The 23319-nt window shown below is 50.4% G+C and carries 20 protein-coding genes and 1 tRNA gene; 7 read left to right on the top strand and 14 right to left on the bottom strand.

Annotation, left to right across the window (positions count from 1 at the left end):
- Positions 1-105: 105 nt before the first annotated feature.
- Together IEY46_RS06050 and IEY46_RS06045 are read right to left on the bottom strand one after the other, a co-directional pair.
- Positions 106-912 carry a response regulator transcription factor gene (locus tag IEY46_RS06050; protein ID WP_188990082.1) on the bottom strand — a complete coding sequence of 269 codons (807 nt, stop codon included), beginning with the start codon at positions 910-912 and terminating at the stop codon, positions 106-108.
- Positions 887-2662, bottom strand: coding sequence for a sensor histidine kinase (locus tag IEY46_RS06045; protein ID WP_188990080.1), 1776 nt, complete (start codon positions 2660-2662; stop codon positions 887-889). Before IEY46_RS06045 ends, IEY46_RS06050 begins: the two co-directional genes overlap by 26 nt.
- A 402-nt stretch (positions 2663-3064) precedes the next feature.
- Here IEY46_RS06045 and abc-f point away from each other — a divergent pair, with 402 nt between their 5' ends.
- Both abc-f and IEY46_RS06035 read left to right on the top strand, forming a co-directional pair.
- A complete protein-coding gene (gene abc-f / locus IEY46_RS06040; protein WP_188990077.1) occupies positions 3065-4543 on the top strand; it encodes a ribosomal protection-like ABC-F family protein in 1479 nt (492 codons plus the stop codon).
- A gap of 505 nt (positions 4544-5048) precedes the next feature.
- The gene (locus IEY46_RS06035) at positions 5049-5624 is read left to right on the top strand and encodes a P-loop nucleotide/nucleoside kinase family protein (RefSeq protein WP_188990075.1); all 576 of its coding nucleotides are present in this window, start codon (positions 5049-5051) and stop codon (positions 5622-5624) included.
- Between the two features lie 195 nt (positions 5625-5819).
- Here IEY46_RS06035 and IEY46_RS06030 read toward each other — a convergent pair whose 3' ends face one another.
- On the bottom strand, positions 5820-6290 hold the full coding sequence (locus IEY46_RS06030; RefSeq protein ID WP_188990073.1) for a DinB family protein: 471 nt from the start codon (positions 6288-6290) through the stop codon (positions 5820-5822).
- Between the two features lie 196 nt (positions 6291-6486).
- Between IEY46_RS06030 and IEY46_RS06025 the strand changes: the two genes are divergently transcribed.
- On the top strand, positions 6487-7386 hold the full coding sequence (locus tag IEY46_RS06025; protein ID WP_188990071.1) for a LysR family transcriptional regulator: 900 nt from the start codon (positions 6487-6489) through the stop codon (positions 7384-7386).
- 267 nt (positions 7387-7653) lie between these two features.
- Here IEY46_RS06025 and IEY46_RS06020 read toward each other — a convergent pair.
- The 7 genes from IEY46_RS06020 to IEY46_RS05990 form a co-directional block, all read right to left on the bottom strand.
- Positions 7654-7740 (bottom strand) — tRNA-Leu (locus IEY46_RS06020).
- Between the two features lie 173 nt (positions 7741-7913).
- Entirely contained in the window at positions 7914-9251 is a 1338-nt protein-coding gene (locus IEY46_RS06015) for a sulfatase family protein (RefSeq protein WP_188990069.1), read from the bottom strand.
- 181 nt (positions 9252-9432) lie between these two features.
- Positions 9433-9747 (bottom strand): TFIIB-type zinc ribbon-containing protein, encoded by a 315-nt coding sequence (locus IEY46_RS06010; RefSeq protein WP_188990067.1) that lies wholly within the window; start codon positions 9745-9747, stop codon positions 9433-9435.
- Between the two features lie 118 nt (positions 9748-9865).
- Positions 9866-10306: a NucA/NucB deoxyribonuclease domain-containing protein gene (locus IEY46_RS06005; RefSeq protein ID WP_229750094.1), complete on the bottom strand. Its 441-nt coding sequence runs from the start codon at positions 10304-10306 to the stop codon at positions 9866-9868.
- Positions 10307-10478: 172 nt separating this feature from the next.
- On the bottom strand, positions 10479-10694 hold the full coding sequence (locus tag IEY46_RS06000) for a hypothetical protein (protein ID WP_188990063.1): 216 nt from the start codon (positions 10692-10694) through the stop codon (positions 10479-10481).
- A gap of 98 nt (positions 10695-10792) precedes the next feature.
- Positions 10793-11113 (bottom strand): hypothetical protein, encoded by a 321-nt coding sequence (locus tag IEY46_RS05995; protein WP_188990061.1) that lies wholly within the window; start codon positions 11111-11113, stop codon positions 10793-10795.
- Between the two features lie 91 nt (positions 11114-11204).
- Positions 11205-11774 carry a xanthine phosphoribosyltransferase gene (locus IEY46_RS05990; protein WP_188990060.1) on the bottom strand — a complete coding sequence of 190 codons (570 nt, stop codon included), beginning with the start codon at positions 11772-11774 and terminating at the stop codon, positions 11205-11207.
- Positions 11775-11966: 192 nt separating this feature from the next.
- Between IEY46_RS05990 and IEY46_RS05985 the strand changes: the two genes are divergently transcribed.
- Both IEY46_RS05985 and IEY46_RS05980 read left to right on the top strand, forming a co-directional pair.
- Positions 11967-12665: a hypothetical protein gene (locus IEY46_RS05985; protein ID WP_188990058.1), complete on the top strand. Its 699-nt coding sequence runs from the start codon at positions 11967-11969 to the stop codon at positions 12663-12665.
- Between the two features lie 103 nt (positions 12666-12768).
- Positions 12769-13809 (top strand): YkvI family membrane protein, encoded by a 1041-nt coding sequence (locus IEY46_RS05980; RefSeq protein ID WP_188990056.1) that lies wholly within the window; start codon positions 12769-12771, stop codon positions 13807-13809.
- Between the two features lie 25 nt (positions 13810-13834).
- On the opposite strand, the gene IEY46_RS05975 is transcribed toward IEY46_RS05980, so the two are convergent.
- From IEY46_RS05975 to IEY46_RS05965, 3 genes are read right to left on the bottom strand one after another with little or no spacing between them, the layout of a single operon-like run.
- Entirely contained in the window at positions 13835-17329 is a 3495-nt protein-coding gene (locus IEY46_RS05975; protein ID WP_188990054.1) for an AAA family ATPase, read from the bottom strand.
- A complete protein-coding gene (locus IEY46_RS05970) occupies positions 17326-18672 on the bottom strand; it encodes a metallophosphoesterase family protein (protein ID WP_188990052.1) in 1347 nt (448 codons plus the stop codon). Before IEY46_RS05970 ends, IEY46_RS05975 begins: the two co-directional genes overlap by 4 nt.
- A 26-nt stretch (positions 18673-18698) precedes the next feature.
- A complete protein-coding gene (locus IEY46_RS05965) occupies positions 18699-19841 on the bottom strand; it encodes a glycosyltransferase family 4 protein (RefSeq protein WP_188990050.1) in 1143 nt (380 codons plus the stop codon).
- 315 nt (positions 19842-20156) lie between these two features.
- Here IEY46_RS05965 and IEY46_RS05960 point away from each other — a divergent pair, with 315 nt between their 5' ends.
- A complete protein-coding gene (locus tag IEY46_RS05960) occupies positions 20157-21356 on the top strand; it encodes a GGDEF domain-containing protein (protein ID WP_188990048.1) in 1200 nt (399 codons plus the stop codon).
- 158 nt (positions 21357-21514) lie between these two features.
- Positions 21515-22765 (top strand): stalk domain-containing protein, encoded by a 1251-nt coding sequence (locus IEY46_RS05955; RefSeq protein ID WP_188990046.1) that lies wholly within the window; start codon positions 21515-21517, stop codon positions 22763-22765.
- A gap of 229 nt (positions 22766-22994) precedes the next feature.
- Here the strand turns inward: IEY46_RS05955 and IEY46_RS05950 are convergent, their stop codons facing one another.
- On the bottom strand, positions 22995-23318 hold the full coding sequence (locus IEY46_RS05950) for a hypothetical protein (RefSeq protein WP_188990044.1): 324 nt from the start codon (positions 23316-23318) through the stop codon (positions 22995-22997).
- Position 23319 lies beyond the last annotated feature (1 nt).

Raw genomic sequence — 23319 nt, 5'->3', positions numbered from 1 at the left:
ATCAAATTGTACGGAAAACCAGGAGGACAAAAAACACAATACCCTTCGATTTGGAGGAGTATTGTGTGCATCTTCGGGTGAATTTTCTTCTAAAATGGGTCTATTCTACGATTTAGGGGAAAATTCTATGATTGGATGAATGCCGGCGTATTTACGGTAGTACTGAGTTGGCGTGAGGGTGGTGTAGCGCTTGAACACCTTGGTGAAGTACTTGGGATCGTCGAAACCGACCCGAGTGCTGACCTCATACCACTTGGTCTTTCCTTCCTCCAGCAGTGTCCTGGCCTGGGCAATCCGAAATTCCTGGACATATTGACTGAACGTGGTTCCTGTTTCGTTGCTGAACATAAAGCTGAAATAATTCTCACTGAGGCCTACCTCTGCTGACACATCCTGAACGCGTAGCGGCTCTGCATAATGCTGCTTCACATAATTCATCGCCTGCCGCACTTCGGGCCGGAAGGAAGCGGCGCAAGATTCCAGGGAAGGAAGAACCTTTTCTTGAGGAGGGGCTTCCTCAGTATGCGCCTCCTGAGGCAGCGATTTCTTGATCTCCAGCACAATCTCCAGCAAATTCTCGGGCTGGACCAAAAATTTCTGCACATAATCCGCTGCATTCAGCCGAATCGCCTCACGGACCGTTTCGAAGTCCGTCAGCACGCTCATAAATAAAATCTTGATCTCCGGAAATTCACTTCTTACAATCCGGGCCATTTCCAGCCCATCCATCTGCGGCATCTTGATATCCGTCAATACGATGTGTGGATGACTGCGGCGAATAAGCTCCAGTCCCTGCTGACCGTTAGCGGCTTCTCCCACCACCTCGATATCATAACGCTTCCAATCTATACTCGAAGTCACTCCTTTGCGGACAAAAACCTCGTCATCAATAACCGCTATTCTGGTTGTCATGGTCAAACTTCTCCTCTCCGGGAACTGTAATGGAGACATTCGTCAAGTTATGCTCTTCGTCGCGGCTGATCGTAAGGCCATACTGCAGGCCGTACATCAACTGGATGCGCTGGTGCACATTCTTTAGTCCGATGCGGGAAAAACTTCCTCTGCCTGTCCCGTCCAGATGCTGGCGCACCTCGTCGAACCGTTCGGCGGACACAAGTTTCCCGTTATCGATGACTGCAAGGCGAACAACGTCACTTTCCCGCACAGTCCGTATTATCACCTCGCCACCGCTTTCCCCGAACACGCCGTGGCTGTACACATTCTCCACCAGTGGCTGCAGGGACAGCTTCGGCACCAGCATATCCAGAGTCAGAGGATCAACCTCCTCCACGATTCGGATCGTGTCGCCGAAGCGGTATTTCTGGATCACCAGGAAACGCCGGACGTTATCCAGCTCCTCCGCCAGCGTAATTTTCTCCTGGCCCCGGTGAATGCTGACATCCAGCAGATGGCCCAGCGCCATCAGCATCTCGGTGATCGGCTCTGTTTTTGCCATAATGGACATCCACTTAAGCGTATTTAAGGTATTTTGCAAAAAATGCGGATTGATCTGCGCTTGCAGCGCTTCCAGCTTGGCCTGCTCCTTGCGTCGCTCCAGCACGACCTCCCTTTCCATAGAAGAACGGAGCCGGCTGACCATGAGATTGAAGCTTTTACCCAGCAAACCGATCTCATCGCGTGTCCTCACATCGTAACGCTCATCCAGTTGGCCGCTCTCGATGAGCTTGATCGTTACGCGCAGCCGGTTCAGATGTCGGGTGAACACATTGGACACGACAATGACCAGAAGGAAAAAGAACAGGAGGCTGATCACGAACACATTAATCATCCAAACTACAATTCTCTTCGAATTACTGAATACATCGTCATAGTAGAAGGCCTGTACGACCCGCCAGTCGGTAAGCGCAATGCCGTAATGGCTAACGGAGGTCAACCGCCCGTTCAGCATCGTATCGGTACTCTTTGAACCGCTTATCAGTGCAGGTTCGATGGAGGGATACAACTGCTGCAGGCGAGGAATGTCCTCCCCCAGAATTCGCCCGCTCTCGTCCACGATGAAGCCGATGCTGTTCAGAGAAGGATCCTGGGTCTGCAGAATGTTCAAATACGGGTCTACCGGCTGGCTGACCACCAGGACGCCAAGCTGTTTTTTCAAATATTGATCCTTGATCACCATCGATTGTGTAATCAGCCCCTGGCCGCCGGCAACCATATAATTATCCTGATTCAGACTCCAGACGGGATACCCGTCCTGCTCCAGCGTTTGTTTGAACCAATTGGAGCTTCTTACCGCATCCAGCGATTGCCTCGACTGGGTCCAGTTCGAATACATGTGACCGTTGAAGTCCAGCAGCGAGATATAGAGCGGCTCGTTGACAGCCATTGTGGAAATTTGCATGAATTTCTGATCCATCAGATGAACCCAGTGCAGCATGTCCCTCTCGCTCGTCAGAGGGCTTTCCAATGCCTTGGGGATATTATCGTCAATCCGGATGAAATTCGTAATCTTTGACATGGAAAGCAGCTCACGCTCGATATTCATGTTGACCTGATGCAGGCGTTCCGCCGTAATCTTCGTCACCTGCCCATTCAATTCCCGGCTGATATAGGTGGATGCCGTTAATCCGCCTAACAGCAGCGGCAGCAGAACCAGCACGATGAAGCCCGCTATCAATTTTGTTCGTAAGCCGATATGCCGCATGTCCATTCTCTCCTTGCTCCACAGGGGATGCACAAATGCGCGAATGTATACCCGCGAAAAATGTCGCAAAATGTAAACCCAGTTAGAGCATATCAAAAAAATAAGAACACGAGAATTAGAAATTAGTTCAGTTGGTTGAAAGATCACAGGTGATATGCTAGAATAACCTCAACTTAAGTGACGGGAGATGTGAAGAATAGTGTAATATTTCTTGCTTATGATTTGAAAGATAAAACAGCAGCTGTTTTATTCTTTTTTGAGCAGGAAAGTTACTCTATTCTCTTCACTCAATAGATAGACGCGCTTTCTAACCTGGAACAGGGTTGGATTTGCCGTATTTATTTGAGCTACAAGAAGGGGTAACTTTCTTGCAGCTCATTTTTTTTTAGGAGGTTATAGTCCATGTCTTTAATCAATGTGACGAACCTGACTTTTGCCTATGACGGCAGCTATGACAATATATTCGAAGATGTCAGCTTTCAAATGAATACGGATTGGAACTTAGGTCTGACGGGAAGGAACGGCCGGGGCAAAACCACGTTTCTCAAGCTGCTGCTTGGCAAATACGAATACAGCGGGGACATTTCAGCAAGTGTCAGCTTTGAATATTTTCCTTTCCCTGTGGAACATAAGGAAAACAATACGCTGGATGTGATCGACGGTATTTATCCTGACTATGAATACTGGCAGATCGTCCGCGAGTTAACGCTGTTGAAGGTATCTGAGGATGTGTTGTACCGGCCGTTCGAATCCATGTCAAACGGGGAACAAACGAAAGTATTGCTGGCCACCTTGTTTTTGAAGGAAAACAGTTTCCTTCTCATCGACGAACCGACCAATCACCTGGATATTCATGCACGAAAGCTGGTCAGTGATTACCTGAGAACCAAGAGCGGATATATTTTGGTATCGCATGACCGCGCGTTTCTGGACAACTGTGTGGACCATATACTTTCGATCAACAAAACAAATATTGAGGTCCAGAAAGGTAATTTCTCTGAATGGTGGGAGAATAAAAAAAGGCAGGATCACTATGAGTTGGCCGAGAATGAAAAGCTGCGAAAAGACATTAATCGGCTGTCCGATGCCGCCAAGAGAACGAATAACTGGTCGCATGAAGTGGAGAAATCAAAAAACGGCGTCCGGAATTCCGGTTCGAAAGTGGATAAAGGTTATGTGGGACACAAAGCAGCCAAAATGATGAAACGCTCCAAATCGATCGAACACAGACAGCATTCCGCAATTGAGGAAAGTTCCAAGCTGTTAAAAAATATCGAAAGCTCGGAAAGCTTGAAAATAGCCCAGCTTGCTTACAATAAAAAACAGATGGTCGAACTGGATAAGGTTTCGATTCGCTATGGGGACCATACCGTTTGCAGCGGCGTGACCTTTACCATTGAACAAGGGGATAGAATTGCGCTGGCGGGACCGAACGGATCAGGAAAATCAAGTATCCTAAAGCTGATCCGCGGCGAGGATATCGATTTTACCGGAACGTTCCGCAAAGGTAGTCAGCTCCTCATCTCCTATGTGTCTCAAGACACCTCGCAGCTCCAGGGCGGCTTGAGCGATTACGCGGTTGCAAGCGGGATCGACGAGAGCTTGTTCAAAGCGATTTTAAGGAAATTGGATTTTTCACGCACACAATTCGATAAGGATTTAACGTCATTCAGCGGCGGTCAGAAAAAGAAGGTATTGATCGCAAGGAGCTTATGCGAGAAAGCCCATCTCCATGTGTGGGACGAACCGTTGAATTTTATTGATGTCATTTCCCGGGTACAGATCGAAGAACTGCTGCTGGAACATTCCCCAACCATCCTTTTTGTAGAGCACGATAGCGAGTTTTGCAAAAATATCGCGAACAAAATTGTGGAGCTTTGAGGCAGCGATGCGCTTGGCGGCAACCGTTCTATCTCCCAATTAAGGAAAATAGGCCAACCGGTGTCAGAAGAAAATAAAGTATTTTCTTAGTTATTAAATTAAAATTGGGCTCCTTTTTAAGCATTACATGCTACGCGCGTAGGTTCGTTAATTAGTAATTGGAAATGGAATATAATTTGGAGGTCGAAGCCCAAGCGAAGGCGTGGAGGCCTCCTTTTTTTAATGAGCGAATGGGCAGAATGGGCAGAACTGCTCAATACAATCATAGAATACCTAATATTGGATTTGATGTTAGGAGGGCGGAAAATGTATGAATCTAAGATAAGATAAGGGGACTATTAACATATAACATCTGTAACGCAAACCTTCAATTCCGATGATGGGATTCGAAGGGATATCTGTTCGTCACGAAATTGAATTTGAGTTAATGTTAAGATGTTAAAATGAAGTTACCTCAAGTTGCATTACGCTATCGGGTAACGCTAACGGGGGAATGGAATATCTTATGCATTTCATCAAAAAATCAGTAGCAGTCTATCTTATCTCTGGTCCACTTGGCGTAGGGAAATCAACCGTCTCCAAGACTCTTGCCGACGCGTTGAATCAATGTGCGTTGATTGAGGGTGATCTCCTTCTCCATATCTACCGAGGGGAAACCGAGCCGCCCTGGGAGGAACGACTCCGGCTGGCTTGGCTTCATATCGTTGCGGTGGCGCGAAACTTACTCCAGGACGGGCTAGACGTAGTTATCGATTTCGTCGTTGAAGACGAACTGCAATGGTTCTATGACCAGCTATCGGATTTCGATGCAACTCTCCACTATGTTGTGCTGCACGCAGAACCGGATACCCTGGCCGCCCGACTCAATCAGCGAGGAGATGCGCAATACATCCACCGTTCGCTTTTCCTTCGGGATAAGTTGATGAAGTCGCCGACCAATGTGCCATTCCTGCTGGACGCCGAACGTAAGCCGCCTGATGAACTTGCTGAGGAAATCATAAAAGATGCCAGATTTCGGATAAATGGGCCACTTGAAGTGAGAAAATTATCTTATGAAAATCTAAATAACGGAGAACGATAGCTCAACAAAAACATCATGAGGCCGCCGCAGGATCTATCGGGCGGCCTCAAACTAAAGGGCAGGTTGCTGGGGATTTTATTGCAACAGAAAACATAAGCGTGAAAATCTCGATGAACGTCTGATTCCTGATCCTTCTAGTGCATGATTCACGAGTCAGAAAGCTGTCCATGATCAAGGGCTCTTGCTATTCATTTGTTAGCGTGACAGGACCTTTAACTGGCTAGATATCGTTCCAAGGTGAAAAGCTTCGTGAATCAGTTTGAAGTTTAACAACTCTCCTGATGTGTTGAATTGGAACGGTCCTAAGGCAAACGGAGTTGAAAGCTTTTCGTCAAGCATTTCAGGTGTCACCTCAGACAGACGGGAAAGCTGCGCCGATAACATCTCGACCAACTCTTCCTTCGATGGAGGAGCAATCGTCCAATCTAATGGCTTTGTTCCAGAGCTAAACAGCGTATAATATGAATCCGGTAAGGCCGCCGACTGAGAGCCGAAGCCTAGGGTAGAATACATATCCATCCAATAAATCATATGGCCGACATTCCAACGGATTGTATTGTTGAAACCTGCCGGTTGAATGTCGAACAGTTCTTCTGGGATAGCCTGCACCTGCTGCAGCAACACTTGACGTGCGGTTTTTGCAGTGTTGATAATCACTTCAGACATGTTAATTCCCTCCCTTTGCAGTAAAAAACGCTTAATATGTTCCTAGTATATGTCTCAGTGAGCCTTCCATCAATGCAGTACGTGTTACCGGAATGTTAAGTATGAGTTAACGATTATTCATTGACAGAAAAAGGAGAGGAGGTGACAATAATCTTTGACATGCACTCAGCGCAGCAATTGAAAGCAGGTGTTAGCAATGGAGTTAAAACAACTACAGTATTTTATGGCGATTTGTGAAGAGCTTCACTTCACGAGAGCAGCCGAAAAAATGGGAGTCAGCCCACCCAACGTTAGCCAGCAGATAAGGAGATTGGAAGAAGAATTCGGGGTACTGTTGTTCGATCGTGTGGGAAAATCAATTGTCCTTACAGAAGCCGGATCGATTCTTCATGAACATGGTGCTGCCGTGTTGGGGCATCTGCAGCAAGCGAGCGACGCCATTGCTGATTTGAAGCACATGCAAGGCGGATCACTATCCATTGGCGTTTTACCCGGTGACGCAGATCTCTTGTTTTATTCCTTGCTACTGAACTTCCACCAATCCTACCCCACCATCTCGCTGTCCCTTCTAGAATCCATGAAAGTAACAGAACAAGTTCTGGACCGAAGCATCGATGTCGGTGTAACCATTGGACCTGTTATTGATGGACGTCTCTCGTCAATTCCCCTGTTTCACGAGGAGTTCTCACTGGCGATAAATATAAATGATCCCCTTGCCACAGAGAGCTTCATCCCCTTGAACAGGCTGAATGCCTTGAAAATGGTCATGTTCCCACCCGACCATCAATACCGTAAGCTGATCGACCGCTTTTGCATGGACAATGGGTTTACTCTGAAGCCACATATGGTGATGACAACGTTACCTTCCATTCTCCAGATGGTACAGAGCGGGGTTGGCACATGTGTACTGCCGCGAATGCTACTGCATAATCTTTGTAATCCAAATATCAAAGTCGTGCAACTGAGGAATCCTACGCCTTCTCTGGACATTTGTCTGATCTACCGCAGCGACAGATATGTCGGATACGCCATGCGCTTGTTCATCAAGACTTTGAAAGCCTACATCGAGAATGCTATTACAAACATGTGGAGGTAAAACCAACAATCTTGGGTTATTTCAAGGCAGGACAACATTATGGAAGGTTTGAAACTCCGCCCGAAGGGAAATGGAGCTCTTACAAAGTTAGCGAAGAAAAATGGAAGAACTTAAAGTGAAATACATATGTACCAATTAACCACTGAATCTAATATGGATATCGGTTCGGATTTCCATGTTGTGCACTAATCTGAACTTGTTGAACATATAAAAAAAAGATTCCCAAGCTGCCCGAATGAGCAGTTTAGAAATCTGTTACTGATAAAGTGGTGCGGTCAAGAGGACTCGAACCTCCACGGTATTGCTACCACTGGCACCTGAAGCCAGCGCGTCTGCCAATTCCGCCATGACCGCAAATATTGGTAATTCTTGTGGTCTGTATCTCTTAACCACGAGATTCATCTTATCACCCGGGCAACCCGAAGTCAATCATCCACCATAAAGTTCCACAATTCAAAATACTCAATAATTATTGCCGAAATATATCCATCATGTTGATAGATATATTTCAGCAATCCTTGATTTAATCAGGGGCTGTATGGAACCGTTCCTGTTTCATCCATCGGGTAACCCCAGCGTTCCATGTAGATCTCTCCAGGCAAAAATTCGTCTCTGCGCTGCTCAAGCATGGTACATAATTGCTCGTCCAGTCTCTTCTGTAATTCTGCAGCTTCAGCTGCGCCGCATAAATTGTGAAGCTGATAAGGATCGATTTCATTGTCGTAAAGCAGCCAGGGTCCGTTCAAATCACGGACATATGTGTACTGTTTTGTCCGGATTCCGCGATATTCCCGGCCGCCCGCACCCCTGTGGTATTCGCCCGAAGGATGGATACAGGCAATAAGTGCCCCTTCTGCGATACTGGTTTGTTCTCCACGCAATAAGGGGGAATAATCCGTTCCTTCAACCGTCTGGGGTATCGGGATATCACATAAACCCAATAAAGTCGGCATAATATCAGGGCTGTTGAACGGATCTTCTATAACCTTGGGCTGCCGCCCCAGAACAGCCGGATACTTCAGAATAAATGGAACCCGGATGGATTCCTCCCAAGGACACTGCTTGCGCATCGTTCCTTGCGATCCATTCATATCCCCGTGGTCGGATGCATACACGAAGATCGTATTCTCCTCCAACCCCGTTTCGCGCAGCGTCTCAAGCAAATCGCCGACATATTCGTCAAGAGCCGAGATATGCGCATAATAACCGGCCAGATCCTGACGCGCCGCGTCTCCGGCATCTGGAGGCACATTCGGCCGGATTGTCAGCTTTGCTGGCTCGTACATGGCCTTAAATCTTTCTGGCGCCGTATGATAGGGGTTATGCGGCGGTCCCCATGACAGCACAAGAAAAAATGGCTCCTTTTGATCCCGTATATACTGCTGGGCATCCCGGGTCTGCGCCTCTGCGTCGTAGCCGTCCCATTTCAATTGAATGGGCTCATCGCTATAATAATAAGAATGGTTGTAGTCATGCGTGCATTCCAGCACCTTCCAATAATCAAAACCTTGACGGTCATCCCGCGCTATAAAGCCGCTTCGTCCCCCTCCGTTCACATGCCATTTTCCGATATATCCCGTCTGATAGCCTTCCTTCTTAAATGCATCTGCTATAGAATCCGCTTGGTGATTCAAATGAACATCATTCGTAAACACACCATGAGTCAGAGGGTAACGGCCAGTCAGCAGCGTCCCCCGATAGGGACAGCAGCAAGGGACACTGGAAGTAGCTAACTTCATAACGACAGACTCTTGGGAAAGCTTGTCCAGGTGCGGTGTTAGGACATCGGGATTGCCACTGTACCCGGTCGCTTCCGCCCGGTGCTGGTCACTGAATACATATACCACATTCGGTTTAGTCTTCATCAATCAAGTCCTCCTTCTACCCTCTTTTGTGAACAAGGTACGATTACAAATTTCCTAATTTCTTACTCCACACTCTTATCGTTACTTCGATTAAAACACAAATGACCCGCAAGTTGGTCACTTTTTTTTCAAAGTGTCCTTCTTGCGGGTCACCGTTCACCGGGACAACCTGAGAGAGGGATCAGTCGAATAGATCGCCGAAAACATCCATCATATTTTTCTTTTTCTTGTAAGGCTTTCCATTCTGGTCGTATCCTTTGCCACCATGTGAATTGTTTGAACGGTCATCGTTTCTGTATCCACGATTGTCCGGGCTGTCATAAGAAGAACGCTCCAGGCGGTCATATTCGCTGCGGGTTTCACGGAAGCCGCTTGTCAGCTTGTCCAACTCACCCCGGTCCAGCCATACCCCTTTGCACTCCGGACAGACATCGATGGTCACGCCGCTCTTCTCCACCTCGCGCATTCTCACGTCTTCGCATACGGGACATTTCATTATAAATCTCCTCCATTCCTTTCAAGGTTTGCTCATTTCTACGCTTTGATATACCAGAAGGTTTCAAAAGAAGATGAACAAAATCAGGAAATGGATGCATGCAAGCAGGGTATCCCTTTTATTCCATAATAAACATGACCCGTGTCCCGTCCAGATAATCCTCCAACTGGTTGCTGACCCATGCGCCTGCTCCACGGTTGTCAGAGGGGCTGATGTACGCAATATCGGCATTCTCCCCTCCTTCTGCACACATAGCCATCGGCCATTCATCACGGTCATAACCCTTCTTGGTCGCGATTCCTCTCAGCGATGCTTTCCGATTGTCTTCCGCTCCCTCGCGGTCAATCGTGCAGACAGCCGATTTCCCGGCGGCAATGGCTTCCTCGATATGCTTTGCCGTCTCCGGGAAACGCTCAGCCGGAAAATGTATGGTGTGGTCCGCCTGCTTTGAAACCGGCGCAGCAGGTTCTTCCTTGAGGAAATCAGGATCCAGTCGGGAAATGATAAACAGGACAAGCAATGTGAGGATCATAATGATTAATTTATTTTTCTTTTTCACGTACATGTTCACTCCTGATCGCTATTAAATGAAAGAGGCGTTGTCTTCCACATGGATTCGACGAGTATTTATGGGTTTACAGGGAAAGATGATCAGAAGCTGAAAATATTGCCTGTAAGCAGCCCAAGAAAAAAGAGATCTGCATCCGCTGCGGATCTCCTCAAATTCTTCGTTATTCCCATTGGCTGGAGCGGGGAGCGGATGCCGGCTCGATGATATAATCCCGCTTTACTTTAACGATCCGCCGGTTCGGCCGCCGGATCGCTACGACCTCATCATCCCAGGCGACGACAATGCCGGTTACATCATTGTCTTCAATCGCATCACGGACAACGCGGACCTGTGTGCCTTCCAAGCGGTAGGCATCCAATTGTTCCTCTGATATCATGGGCCGCTTCGCCTCCCTTCCGGCTATCGCTTATATGTAAAAGACCCCAATGACCAAGATTGCCCATTGAGGTCTCTTTGCGCAAAAATATTGTATTATCAGCTTACCGTTTCGTTGGAGTCTATGGTTTCATACCATTCGTCCAATACACGCGAAGACATGACACGACTTGAAATATAATCCGCTTGCTTGACTGTAAATTGCGTCTTCCAATCCATCTCCAGCTCTTCGGACAACTTGACGATTGTCAATAATTCAGACCAGGCAACATAGCGTTTGTACCAAAAAAATTGTGGATGCTCGATCATATAAGGATACAAGTCATCAAATTCGGTATGCTTGCAATCGAGCGCTCGCTCAAAGTGGTTTTTGGCGTCGGACAACTTGGTTTCTAAAAAATCTGCAGAAAGATTCCCCATGCTTTTGTGCCTCCCCTCGGTCAATAAGAACATTATAAGGCAAAAAGTCTGAATCGAAAAGGTGTTGATGCTGGTTTATTTGCTGCCAAGCCTACAGAAACTGAATTTTTCCGCCTTCAAGAGAAGCAATCTGGACAAGCGATTCCACCCGAATTCCTTGCTCCCGTATGGTGCGAGCGCCTGCCTGGAAGGATTTCTCAACTACGATGCCAAGACCAGCCAGCTTTGCGCCGGAGCGTTCAATAATTTTAATAAGTCCGCGAGCAGCATCCCCATTGGCGATAATATCATCTATGAAAAGCACCGTATCGCTGTCGTTCAGAAACTGGCGGGATACCATAATATCCGTCACGATACCTTTTGTAAATGAAGGTACGCGCTCCGTGAATGCGTCTGGATCCGCGATCAGCGTCTTCTTCCGCCGTGCGAATAAAAGTGGTACACCAAGGGCCAAAGCCGTCGTAAAACCAACCGGTATACCTGACGATTCAACCGTTATGACTTTCGTAATCGCTTCGCCTGCATAACGACTGGCAAATTCCTTGCCCATCTCCATTGTAAGAATGGGGTCTACCTGATGGTTGAGCAGCGCATCGAGCTTAAGCACATCATTATTAATGACGGTAGCCTCGTGTAATATCCGTTCTTTTAATCGTTCCATCGCTTTCCCTCCACCGAACACCTTTTTTACGTTAAAAGTACCATATGCAAGGCCAACTCCGCAAGACAAGTCCATCTCATTGAAGCAATTTCCACCTCCGGCATGCAACTTTCAGCCCTTGTCAGACGTCTAATTATTATCGGATACGCCAGGGCCACTGGCGCAATGAAAACGCAGGAGGTGTGTTGGCAAGTGAATAGTCTGAAATCCCGCATCGCAGTCCGTTTGGTGTCGGCCGCTCTGCTGTCCCTAATGATTGCCGGGTGCCAGATTCAAACAGGCGGACCTTCTTCCATCAGCGACGGCAATTCCCAGCCGAACGGACAAGCTGACGGCAATTCCACACCTACGGACAGTCCGCAGCAAACGATAAATAAAAGCAAAACAAACGGGGAAAGCCCCGTTATTCACGTTTCGGGGGATAATGAAAAGTCCGAAGCGGATGCCAAAACCGAATCCACAACTTTAAAGAACACAGCTTCCGAAAGCAATGCCGAGAAGAAATGGGATCCCCAAGCGCCAATGCTTCGACAGATCGCCGTATTGGATCTCCAATCCGATTTGGACAAATCGCTGGGCAAACCTGCCGAGAGCTATACCTTCGAAGATGGCGGCGATCAGTTGACTGTTCATGAATACAGCGGGTATTCCATCGGATTCGGCCAGAACAAGAAAGTTAAATTCATCGAAGTCTTTGACAGCAAAGCCTCCACCGGGCTGAACGGCCTGCGTGTAGGAGATCCCGAAAAGTCGGCTCTGAATCTTCTGGGCAAACCGGACACCCATACTGCCAGTGTGCTGGCATACAAAGCGAAAGATGCCCTTTTGAAGCTGGATTTGGACCCTGAGAACAACAAAATCATTTCCATAAAACTGTTCGCAGATAGTTAGGCAGACATAATCCAATCTCAATTTCATACGCTAAGTGTCATGCTTGTCCCCGTTCGCACATATCCTGTTGGTAAGTGCGAACGAGAGGCAGGTCGGAAACGGTATGAAAAGATTCGGAAAAGTCATGCAAATAGCGTTTACCTATATGGGTACCATTGTCGGTGCGGGATTTGCCACCGGACAGGAAATTTTACAGTTTTTCACGCGTTTCGGCTATTTGGGCGCCGTTACTATTTTACTATCAACGATCATTTTTATTTGGCTCGGGGCTAAAATGATGCTCATTGCAAGCGACATTAAGGCCAAGTCCTATGAGGATGTCAACAAACAGCTGTTTGGCAAACGTTTCGGACGCTGGGTCAGCCATTTCATGCTGGTTGTCCTGCTTGGCGTCAATGCCGTCATGCTTGCCGGAGCCGGTACGATATTTACGGAGAACTGGAATATCTCTTACCAAACAGGACTGCTGATTACGTTAGTCGGCTGTTTTTTTCTTGTTCGTAAAGGGATGAGCGCCATTCTCACGATCAATTCCATCGTCGTTCCCCTTATGCTGATTTTTACACTGATCATCGTTGTGGACACCCTGAATACACCTGGGGCCAGCAGATGGCTGATCCTGTCAAGCGACTATTCCCCTATTGCCGTCTGGGCCTCGCCTTTGCTTTATGCCGCATTCAATTTGTCCATGTCCCAGGCCGTGCTTGTTCCCCTTGGCGCCCAGGTGCGAGACCGTAAAATTATTATCGGCGGCGCCTGGGCCGGCGGCATCGGTATCGGCTTCATGCTGATAGCTGGGCACATGGCCTTGTCGCTGTACATGCCGGGTATCCAGCAGTTTGCCATCCCAATGGGCGGCATAGCCCGCGAACTGGGCCATGGCTTGCAATGGATCTACATCATTCTGATTTTTGCTGAAATCTTCACGACGCTTGTTGCCGATATCTACGGACTGACGCTGCAGTTACGGGAACGGTTGAATATGTCTCACACCCGGATTACCCTCATTGTTTTGGCGATCTGCTATGCAGCCAGTCAAATCGGGTTTGGCCCGCTTTTGTCCACACTCTATCCGCTATTCGGCCTCATCAGCCTCGGATGGCTTTATCTGCTGATGAGACAGCCCGCCCCCCTTGGCAAATAATCATCCTGTCCAGGATTGCCGCGTACTAGGAACTCAATTGAACCAGTCTGGCGTGCTCCAGCCTTTCCATGATCCTGTCACGGATGTGATCATGGCAGGTTAGCAGAATAATTTGTCTGCGTCCTGCAAGCTCCCCGACAAGATCAATAGCCGCTTCCAGCCGGGATCCATCAAAATTAACAAAAAGATCGTCCAGAATCATCGGCATCTCCACCGCTGCTGCCGCTTCGTCAGCAAGCGCGAACCGCATGCTCAAATATAGCTGCTCTGCCGTTCCACGACTCAGATAGATACTGTCCACAATCTGGCCGTCCGGCGTCTCAAGGCGGATGGTCTGCTCCCCTTCGGGAACCAGAATCCGCTTATACCTCCCCTTCGACATTCTTGCCATATAACGCGAAGCTTCCTTGAGGACAGCGGGCTGCCGCTGCTCCTCCATCAGTCTCTTCGTGCGGCGGACCAGTGTCAGTCCCGCCGCCGCCACTGCATAACGGTCCACCAGCTGAACAAGAATTGCAGCCGTTTCTTCCCGCTGGGCAACCAGTTTGGCCCTGTCGCTCCCCCGCTCAAGCTGCTCCATCGTCTGCCGCTGGCGACCAATGGTTTCCATCAGCTCGTTACGCCGTTTTTCCCCTTCCGCTGCTGCGGTTTGCGTTTCCTGGGCCATTTCCTCCAGCCGGGCTCCGTCCACGGACTTGTACCACAGTTCAAGCTGTTTCTTCTCATCCGGGGATAATCCCGCATCCAATTCCGCTTCCAGCCTGTATAGTTCCGGCTCAATTTCGCGGCGGCGCTCGGAACGGCTTACCGCCTCTACAAAATCAGGCTCATTGTCCACCGATACGGCGGAAAACCAGTCACGCCGTTCATCACTGAGGCGGTTCAATGTCTCTTGCAATTCATGTTCCTGCTGGCGGAGCCTCGCAAGCTCCGCCTTTACCTCCAGTTCGCGGGCACTCGCCGCCTTATGCCGGGCGGCTTCGCTGTGCAGCAGTCTCAGAGAAAGCCCGGAATCTGCTGCGCCAAAGCCTCTGCTGACGGCTGGGAATCTGGTCCCGAGCGACTTTACGGCTGCCTCAAATTCCGACAGCTGCGCCTCCATCCCTATGGTTTTCTGTATAATTCGGCTGCGAGCTTGCTGCCGGAGCGCGGCCTGCTCTGCCAAATCAAATATTTCCATAGCAGCCTCTGGGGACAGTGTAATCGGAAGTGTCTGCGAGGCGAGCCATTCCTGCCACTCGCCTTCCAGGGTACGGGCATGTCCCGCTGCATTGACGCTTTGCTGCCGCTGCTCTGCTTCCAGAGCGGCAAGCCGCGATAGGCGTCGCTGCAATTCTCCTCTGCGCTGCGCGCTGTGCTGGCTTGCGCGCAACCGGTCAAGGCGGGCGTCAATCGCCGTTCGAAGCTGCTCCAGCAGCGTAAGGGAGGCTGCGTGCGCGTGCGTGTGCTGCAGCCGATCCGCTTCTCCGCTGCCGCTGTCCGCTATGCCAGCGGCTGCTTCCTGGCGGTATGCGCGCGATGCGGCATGGGGCTTGTCCGCGCCTGCTGCAGGCGCGGGAGTGTGCGCTGCGCCGCCCCGTGCGGAAGGGGCTTCGCCGCCAGCAAGCAGCGCGGACAGCACCGCCTCCGGCTCGCTGACGAGCCCGCGCAGCGCCGCCGCAAGGGCCTGCTCCGCCGCGGCGAGCTGGGCCGCAGCCGCCGAAGGCGCGTGCCCCGCCGCAGGCCGCGGCAGGCCGCGGCCTGCGCGGGCAGCCGCGGCCTGCCGCGCTTCGCGCTGGCGCAGCAGCGCGAATGCCGCGACGGCCAGCGCGGCAGCGCCTGCTGCTGCAGCGGCCGTGGGCCAGCCGGCCGCGAAGAGCAGCGCCGCTGCTGCAGCCAGCGCCAGCGCCGCGGACCACAGCGCCGCGCTGCCGCTGCGACCGGCAGCGCCTGCGCCACTATCGCCTTGCTGCGCTTGCCCGGCGCGCAGCTGCGAGAGCTCCAGCTCCCGCCACGCGTCTTCGAACGTCCGCGCAGCATGACGAAGCGCTTCAGGCGTAGCCGGCAGCAGATACAGCCCGCCGGTTCCCGCGAAAGGCTCAGCAGCCGCTTCCCTGTTCCGGCTGTCTACGCCCACTGCACCTGTCTCCGCATCAAGCAGTCCGCCGCTGCCCGTCCCGGACATCGCTTCGCTCAGCCGGGAGCTTCCAGCACCCGCCGCATCATCGATCTCGGCCAGCTGCGCCTGCACCTCGCGAATCTGCTCACGCGTGGAGCGCAGCTCGGCCTCCGAATGGTTGCTGGCTTTCGCCGCTTCGGACATCGCGGCTCTCGCCTCCCTCACTCTCTCCCGGTCGGCTACGGCAATCCGGAAACGGCCCAGATGCTGCTCGGTCCAATCCGGTGAGATCCGGGTCAACAGCCGGGCAAGCGCCTCGCTATGCTCGCGCAGCTCCGCTTCCGCTTCCCTGCGTTCCACGCCTAAAGCACTCATTCTTTCCACCGAAAGCAGAAGAGTTTCGATCTCATCGACAGCCTCAATTAAATGTTCATCGTAAGTCAGACCGTCCAGCTCACGGCCGATTTCATCTGCCTGCTGGCGGACACTGCGCAGACCAGCCGATGAACGGTCATATTCCACGGTCCATAGCTCCCATCTTCTGCGGATATCCGAGGGCAGCACTTTAGTAGCAGCGAGTTCCCCCAGCTCACGGACAAGAGCAGTTCGGGCAATCCATAATGACCTGTTTTTCAGAGCTCTGTTCAGCAGCGCCGCCTGGCTGCGCAAGGCGGGCAGGCGCTGCTCCAGCTCTTGAAGCTGCCGTTCCGAAGCCGCCAGTCCGTCCGCCATCTCATTATAGGAGTTGATCCCATCCTCCAGACGACGGAGCTGCGTCTCCGCCGCATCCAGTTCCTTCAATAGACGATTGATTTGCTGATTGCTGCCCCGTGGGCGGAATAAGCCGTCCAATTGCCCGCTGAGCAGCTTCTCTGTGCTTGCAATCGCGGAGCCGCCGCCCCAGCCCGCATGATAAAGCTGCTTGCCCAGCTCATCGCCTTCCAGCATGCCGATGGCCTGAAGTTCGGTGAGCGTAACGGCAAACAGCTGACGGTAGATCCGCTCGTTTACCCCGCCAAGAAACATCTGCTCCCACATCCCTTGCGAAAGCTCCGGCAGCTCTGATCCCGCTGAATTTCCCGGGTATATCCGTTCTATATCCGATCCTGCCGACGGATTGCCAAATGGACGAACAGACAGCTTTCCGCCGATCGTTTTGGCGAATCGTTCCAGTATGTATGACTGACCGGATGAGTCCTGGAACTGGAGCCTTCCGCCATGACGCCCACCAGCTGTCGGTTCCAGCCTTTCAGCGGGATTCTTCCTGGTCGCAAATCCGTAAAGCATCGAACGGATAAACGCCAGCATGGTACTTTTCCCAGCTTCATTTGGCCCATAAATGACCGTCACCGGAGCGTCGAAGCTGCAGCGGAAATCGCCAAGCTTGCCAAAACCTTCCACATGCAGACCGATCCATTTCAAGTCGCGTCCCCTCCTTCGCTCTTTCCCTTCGCTACAGCCGGAGAAGCAACTTCGCTCTCCTCCATCAATAATCCCGCAGCAAGCTCCTTAGCTTGCAGAAGCCAGTCAAGCGAATGCTCCTCCATCCGGGTCCGTACCAGCTTGCGCATACGGGCGTTGGCCAGCAGCGGCGCAAGCGATTCCTCCATCAGATCCAAACGTCTCGCTCCATCCGTTTCCATCGCAAAAACCCCGCGCAGCAGTTCGCCGGCAAAGCTGTCTTCCTCGGCAGCGGCTTCCAGATCGAGCGCTGCGCCCGTCGCTGTCTCCAGCGCCGTCACCCAGCACCACGGCGGATCTCCAGGCTGCCATCTTTCGCTTGTATGTTCCATGCGCTGGCGCAGTCCATCCAGCAGCTCTGCCGCAAATACAGCATCCGTCAGCTTATGATGCAATGTTCCTCTGCCTGTCAGCCGCAGCCTGACGACAAGCGGCCGATTCCCATTTTCAGCCAGCACGCCCGAAAGCTTAAGCTCCAGCGAATCCAGAAGAGCCTGCTCATGCTCTATGCCTTCAATGGACATTTCAAACTGTCCAAATCGTACGGCATCGAGAGGAACAAACGTCAGCTCCGTTTCCTTGGCAGCATTTACGTTGACGATATAACAACCTTTAGCGCCGGTTTCTCTCGCATGCCTTCCTTGGGTGTTTCCCGCATATACGACATGGGGGTAGCGGTGCAATACGGCGCGGGTATGAATATGCCCCAGTGCCCAGTAGTCAAACCCGGCGGAGGCGAGCTCCGGAAGCGAACATGGCGCATACGGATCATAAGCCGGATTTCCGTCCACATTACCGTGGAGCAGAGCAATATGATACGGCCCGTCCGGAAGCGGACGATAGCTGCGGGCTATATTCTCCGTTACGGCGCGGTCACCATAGGACCTTCCGTAGACGTAAGCCGCCAGTCCTCCGTCTTTCCGGTAAGCCGGTGCATATTCCATCTGTTTGGAGCCGAATACCGTCACGGTTTCGGGCAAGGTTAAATTCGCTCTGCTGCCTCCCAGATGATCATGGTTACCGTGGATGACAAATAGCTGCACACCATGGGTGTGCAGCTGCTGCCACTGCTTTTGCAGCGCGAGCTGAGCGCGGAGAGAGCGGTCTGCTCCATCATAGAGATCGCCGGCAATCACGACAAAATCAACCTCAGCCATGATAGCGGTTTCCACCAGCCGCTGCACGGCTTGAAAGGTGGAATCCGTCAGGGTGTCCCGCACATAAGCAGGAGCGTCCGGAAGACCCTGGAAAGGACTGTCCACATGCAGATCGGCCGCGTGAATAAAACGGAACGGGACGCTCATTTTGTTTTAATACCTCCTGGCTTCGGTTATGGCGTAGCTTCGGTTTCCGGATGGACCTCCAGATAGACCGCCTTAAGCTGCGAGATGACGCGCTGGAGCGAATAAACCTTCTTCGCCTTATTCCAGGCGGCACGCGCCAGATTGTAGCGGAAGCTGGGGTCGCTGATCATTTTTTCCAGTGCATCGCACAAAGCGTCAGGATCTTCCGGTGGAACAAGCAGGCCATTGACGCCGTCATCGATTTGTTCCGCAATTCCGCCTACATTGGTGCCCACTAGCGCCAGCCAGCAAAGAGCAGCCTCTGCAAATACCGATCCAAAAGCCTCGGCGCGCGATGGGAGAACAAAAACATCGAAGAACGGCATAAACTCTTCAGGATGGAGCATATATCCGTAAAAAATGATGTCATCGTACAAATTCAGACGCTGTGCCAACATCTCCAGCTCAGGCCGGATCGGACCGTCGCCTATAATATGAAGCACAAAGGCATGCCCCTTTGCTTTCAGCCCCGCACAGGCATGAAGCAGAATATCCAGACCTTTAGCCGGAACCAGACGGCAAACCGTAATCAGCTGCACCACCTCGTTCTCATGAGAAATCGGCCGAAACCGCTTCTCATCGAATCCGTTCGGGATCACTTTAATGGCATCAGGATTCTTGATATAAGGACTGACATAAGTGCGGAAAGACTCGGATACCGTCAGAATCCGGTCCGCCTTGGCTTCCAGCTCGCTATAAATCGAGGTCAGAAATTGATGCTCCAGTCCGCCTTCCCTGATTTTTCCATTCAGGATCAGTTCCCTTTCATAACTGGAATGAATGGTCATGATGAGCGGCATTTCCGGGTAAAGCTCCTTCATCGCAAGCGCCGCTATAGGATGATGCGCATGGATGAGATCATAGGATTTCGTAATCCGCATCCGCGTCCACCATAAATAGTCCCTGTACGTCTGGATATATTTATCGATGATCGGATTTCCTTCATAACGGCGAATATCAAATGTATCGAAACGGACAGCATCCTGGCCTTTGCTTCTCACCCGTTTGGGAATGGAGAAAAGCTCCATCTGCCAGCCCATTTTGTTGAAACGCTCTTGAATATAAGGTACCATCGAGGACACCCCGCCAGGTTGGTCCGGCGGAAAAAACAAAGCTTGTAATATGTTCATTTTGTCCTCCTAAGGCGTTTTCCGTGAGGAAAACGCGGCTTCGTAAGCATATACTTTTGGCGTTTCCCGTGAGGGAAACGCGGCTTCGTAAGCATATACTTTTGGCGTTTCCCGTGAGGGAAACGCGGCTTCGTAAGCTTATGCTTTTGGCGTTTCCCGTGAGGAAAACGCAGCTTCGCAAGTGTCGATCACTACTCTTCTCGGCCAATAAAAAACATGATATACTAGAACATATGTTTCTGTAAAGTTATCTGCCCGGCAAATTTTCCACAGGAAGCATAAAGGGTCATATCAACTTCGCTAGGTGGTAATAACATGATCATTTTACAGTGGCTTGCCGGACCTGCCGGACAAACTTTCGCTTCCGCTTGCGTTTTGACCATTCTTGTTCTGACGCTGTTCATGTCGGTCCGCCTGTATAAAAGCTATCGCCGGAATACCACTCACCGCATGCTCATTGTGGTGCTTTCTATTGTTATTCTACAGCAAGGAGCGCTTGTCAGTCTCGCTTTTCCCGGATTATCGCACTCGCCTTATTTGAAGTTGTCTTATGCCATTACGGGCTATCTGGCTTTTATTATTATAAACTTTGTATTCATGAAATTGTACACGCAGCCTTCAACGCGATTAAAGGGCATGCCCTTTCTTCTGTTGATTATCGGTCTGTTCGCGGTTGCAGCCCTACAGGTCGCGCTGGAGCCGCAAATGTTTAATCATTCCTACGGGTCCGAATTGTCCCTGCTCGCACTGAATTTCTACGGCCTGGTCATCAACTTTATCATATTGCTTAATTTGCAGGGGATCGACCGGCGGTTTAGCTACTCTGCCAGTCTGATCGTTTATTTCATGTATCAGTTATCCGATCTGGCCGACAGCTATGTGTTTCATGGCAGCGAGCCGTTGCTTGTCATACTCTCCCAACTACTGCCGGTTGTTTATTATGGTCTGCTGTTCCTGCTGCTGTTCGACTGGGTGCTGGAGAGACTGTTCACGACCTTTCAATCCTCCATTACGGATGGGTTGACCAGCTTGTACAACCGGAGGCATTTCAACAAAAAAGCGGCGCAATTGATGGGTGAGAATATACGGATCGCCATTATTTTTTGCGATATCGACAACTTCAAAATGCTAAATGATACAGAAGGCCATCATCGTGCCGATATTGTGCTCAAGCAGGTCGCGGATATTATCAGGGAGGAGACAGCTGGAATCGGGTTGGCCGGCCGGTACGGAGGCGAGGAGTTGCTTGGTCTCGTCGCGGCTGCCGGTGTTAAGCCTGAGAATGTCGCGGAAGTCATCCGCAGCCGGGTGGAACAAGAAAGCATCGTTACAGTCAGTATTGGCGTGAGCTGCTCACGCAGCGGCATCTCGGCTGAAGAAGTTGTGAAGCTGGCTGACGAAGCTATGTACCGGTCCAAAACCACAGGCAAAAATAAAGTTACGCTTCATTCCTCCATGAAACGTTCGAGAAACCGCTCATCCGAGGATGGAACCAAACAAAATCTTCGTGCCTGAGCATCCAGGCAGAGATCCATTTACTCATGTGGGAGCCTCTTTTTTGGGGGGATTTTAAATAATTCTTTAGGTTCCGGCTTTTCCCATTTACTTTGTTCTATGAAATCGTCCTGTTATAATTAAGAGATTACTAGAATTAGACAGGAGCGAACACATTGATGCGTAAGTCCAGAAAGATCGCCCTTATTCTTTGCTCTTCCTTCCTGCTTCTCTCCGGCTATGGATCATCCTCTAAAGCGGAAGCCGCTTCGGTACCGCCGTCTATTCTTCTCGACAGCTATCCACTGCCTTTCCCGGCAGACCCTATCGTCATTCAAGGCACTACGATGGTTCCTTTCCGCGCCATTGCCGAAGCTATGCAGATTTCGGTCGAGTGGCAGGCCAAGACCCAAAGCATCGTGGCTACCAAATCCATAGACGGCGTAAACCAAACCATCATCCTGCGCATGAAGAGCAAAACCGCGACCGTAAACGGGAAATCCCAACCACTTACGGTTGCCCCTCTTTCCCACGGCGGATCTGTCCTTGTACCGCTCAGTTTCTTCAGCAGCCAATTCGGAGCGACTGTAAGCTGGGACGCCAAAACCCGCACGGTTGCGATCACCTCCCCAAAAGAGGACCTGTACACTCTGGGCTTTTATGCCATTTCATCCTATGATGAGCGACGATTTATCAACCAATTGGATTCCGTCTCGTTTGGCTGGGCGCGCATCGATGCAGGAGGTCAGTTGACTTTGCAGGGCAAGGACTTTTACTGGCCGCCTTCTGCAGGAGAAACAACGCCGGAGTCCATCATTACCTCGGCTTCGGCAATCGGCACCTCGCCAGAGCTGATGGTCGTCTCGACAGACGGCAAAGGTGAGCTGACGAAAATTCTTGAAGATTCCACTTTGCGAGCCAGCACAATCGACAGTATCGTTGAATTGGCTGCGGAGAAGCAGTTCGAAGGAATTACGCTTGATTTTGAAGGTCTTGGATTAACGGGTGATGCCGCCAAGGTGCAGCATTCCTTTACTGAATTTGTACGTCTTCTGGACGAGAAAGCAACCCCCAGGAATTTGAAACTGACGCTGGCCTTACATCCGCTGAATAGCTCTTACAAAGGGTATGATTACAAGAAGCTTGCGGCTTACGCCGATCAGATCGTGATCATGGCCTATGATTATACGTATACGAAAGGTCCCGAGCCGATGAAAAAGGTGGATGAGGCTATTGTCATGGCACTCAAACAGGTGCCAAAGAACAAGCTTGTTCTGGGCATTTCCCTGGACAGCGAGAATCCCGACACCGTCAATGCCAAAATCGGCTTGGCCAAACGTTATGATCTGAAAGGTGTCGCCTTCTGGCGGATCGGGATTATTGGCGAACCCGTTATGCAACGAATGCAGCAATCCCTTATTTTCAAATAGATGCCCTCCCAGAGGCGTGGAATAAAAAAAAACCAAAAAGGACTGATTGGGGATGTAAAACCCCCAATCAGTCCTTTTGTCATCGTTACGTCTGGTTTCCGCTCCAATTGTTCAGTGATCATAAAGTATCATACTGTAACTCCGTTAAACTATCATGCACAGGTTGTTTTACAGGATGATATACACAATGTCAACTCTATTCCGTAATGTATGATTTGAAAGTTATCTATTAGAACTCGATATCTTTCCAAACACCATCCTCATGCAATTTATAAGAATTATCTTTGCACCGCCGAATGGGTCTTATTAGATCGTCTTGGCAGCCTTCATGGGGATCGTCAATCATAACCCAGCCGCCTTCATTAGTGTGAAAATATGCCTTGCTAAATTTCTCGGCATCTTGCATATACTCAAACCATAAATCATTATGCGAGGGTATATCTTTTTGTGATAGATATAGATACAGAAACACTCCATTATTTTTCGTTTCATAAATCATGATCTTTTGAATTGTATGATTAATTCCGGGTTTCGGAAAAGCGTACTTCCTCATC

The sequence above is a fragment of the Paenibacillus nasutitermitis genome, from assembly GCF_014641075.1.
GTDB lineage: Bacteria > Bacillota > Bacilli > Paenibacillales > Paenibacillaceae > Paenibacillus_Z > Paenibacillus_Z nasutitermitis.
Note: the sequence above shows the minus strand (reverse complement) of the source record. Positions and strands in the feature narration are given on the sequence as shown.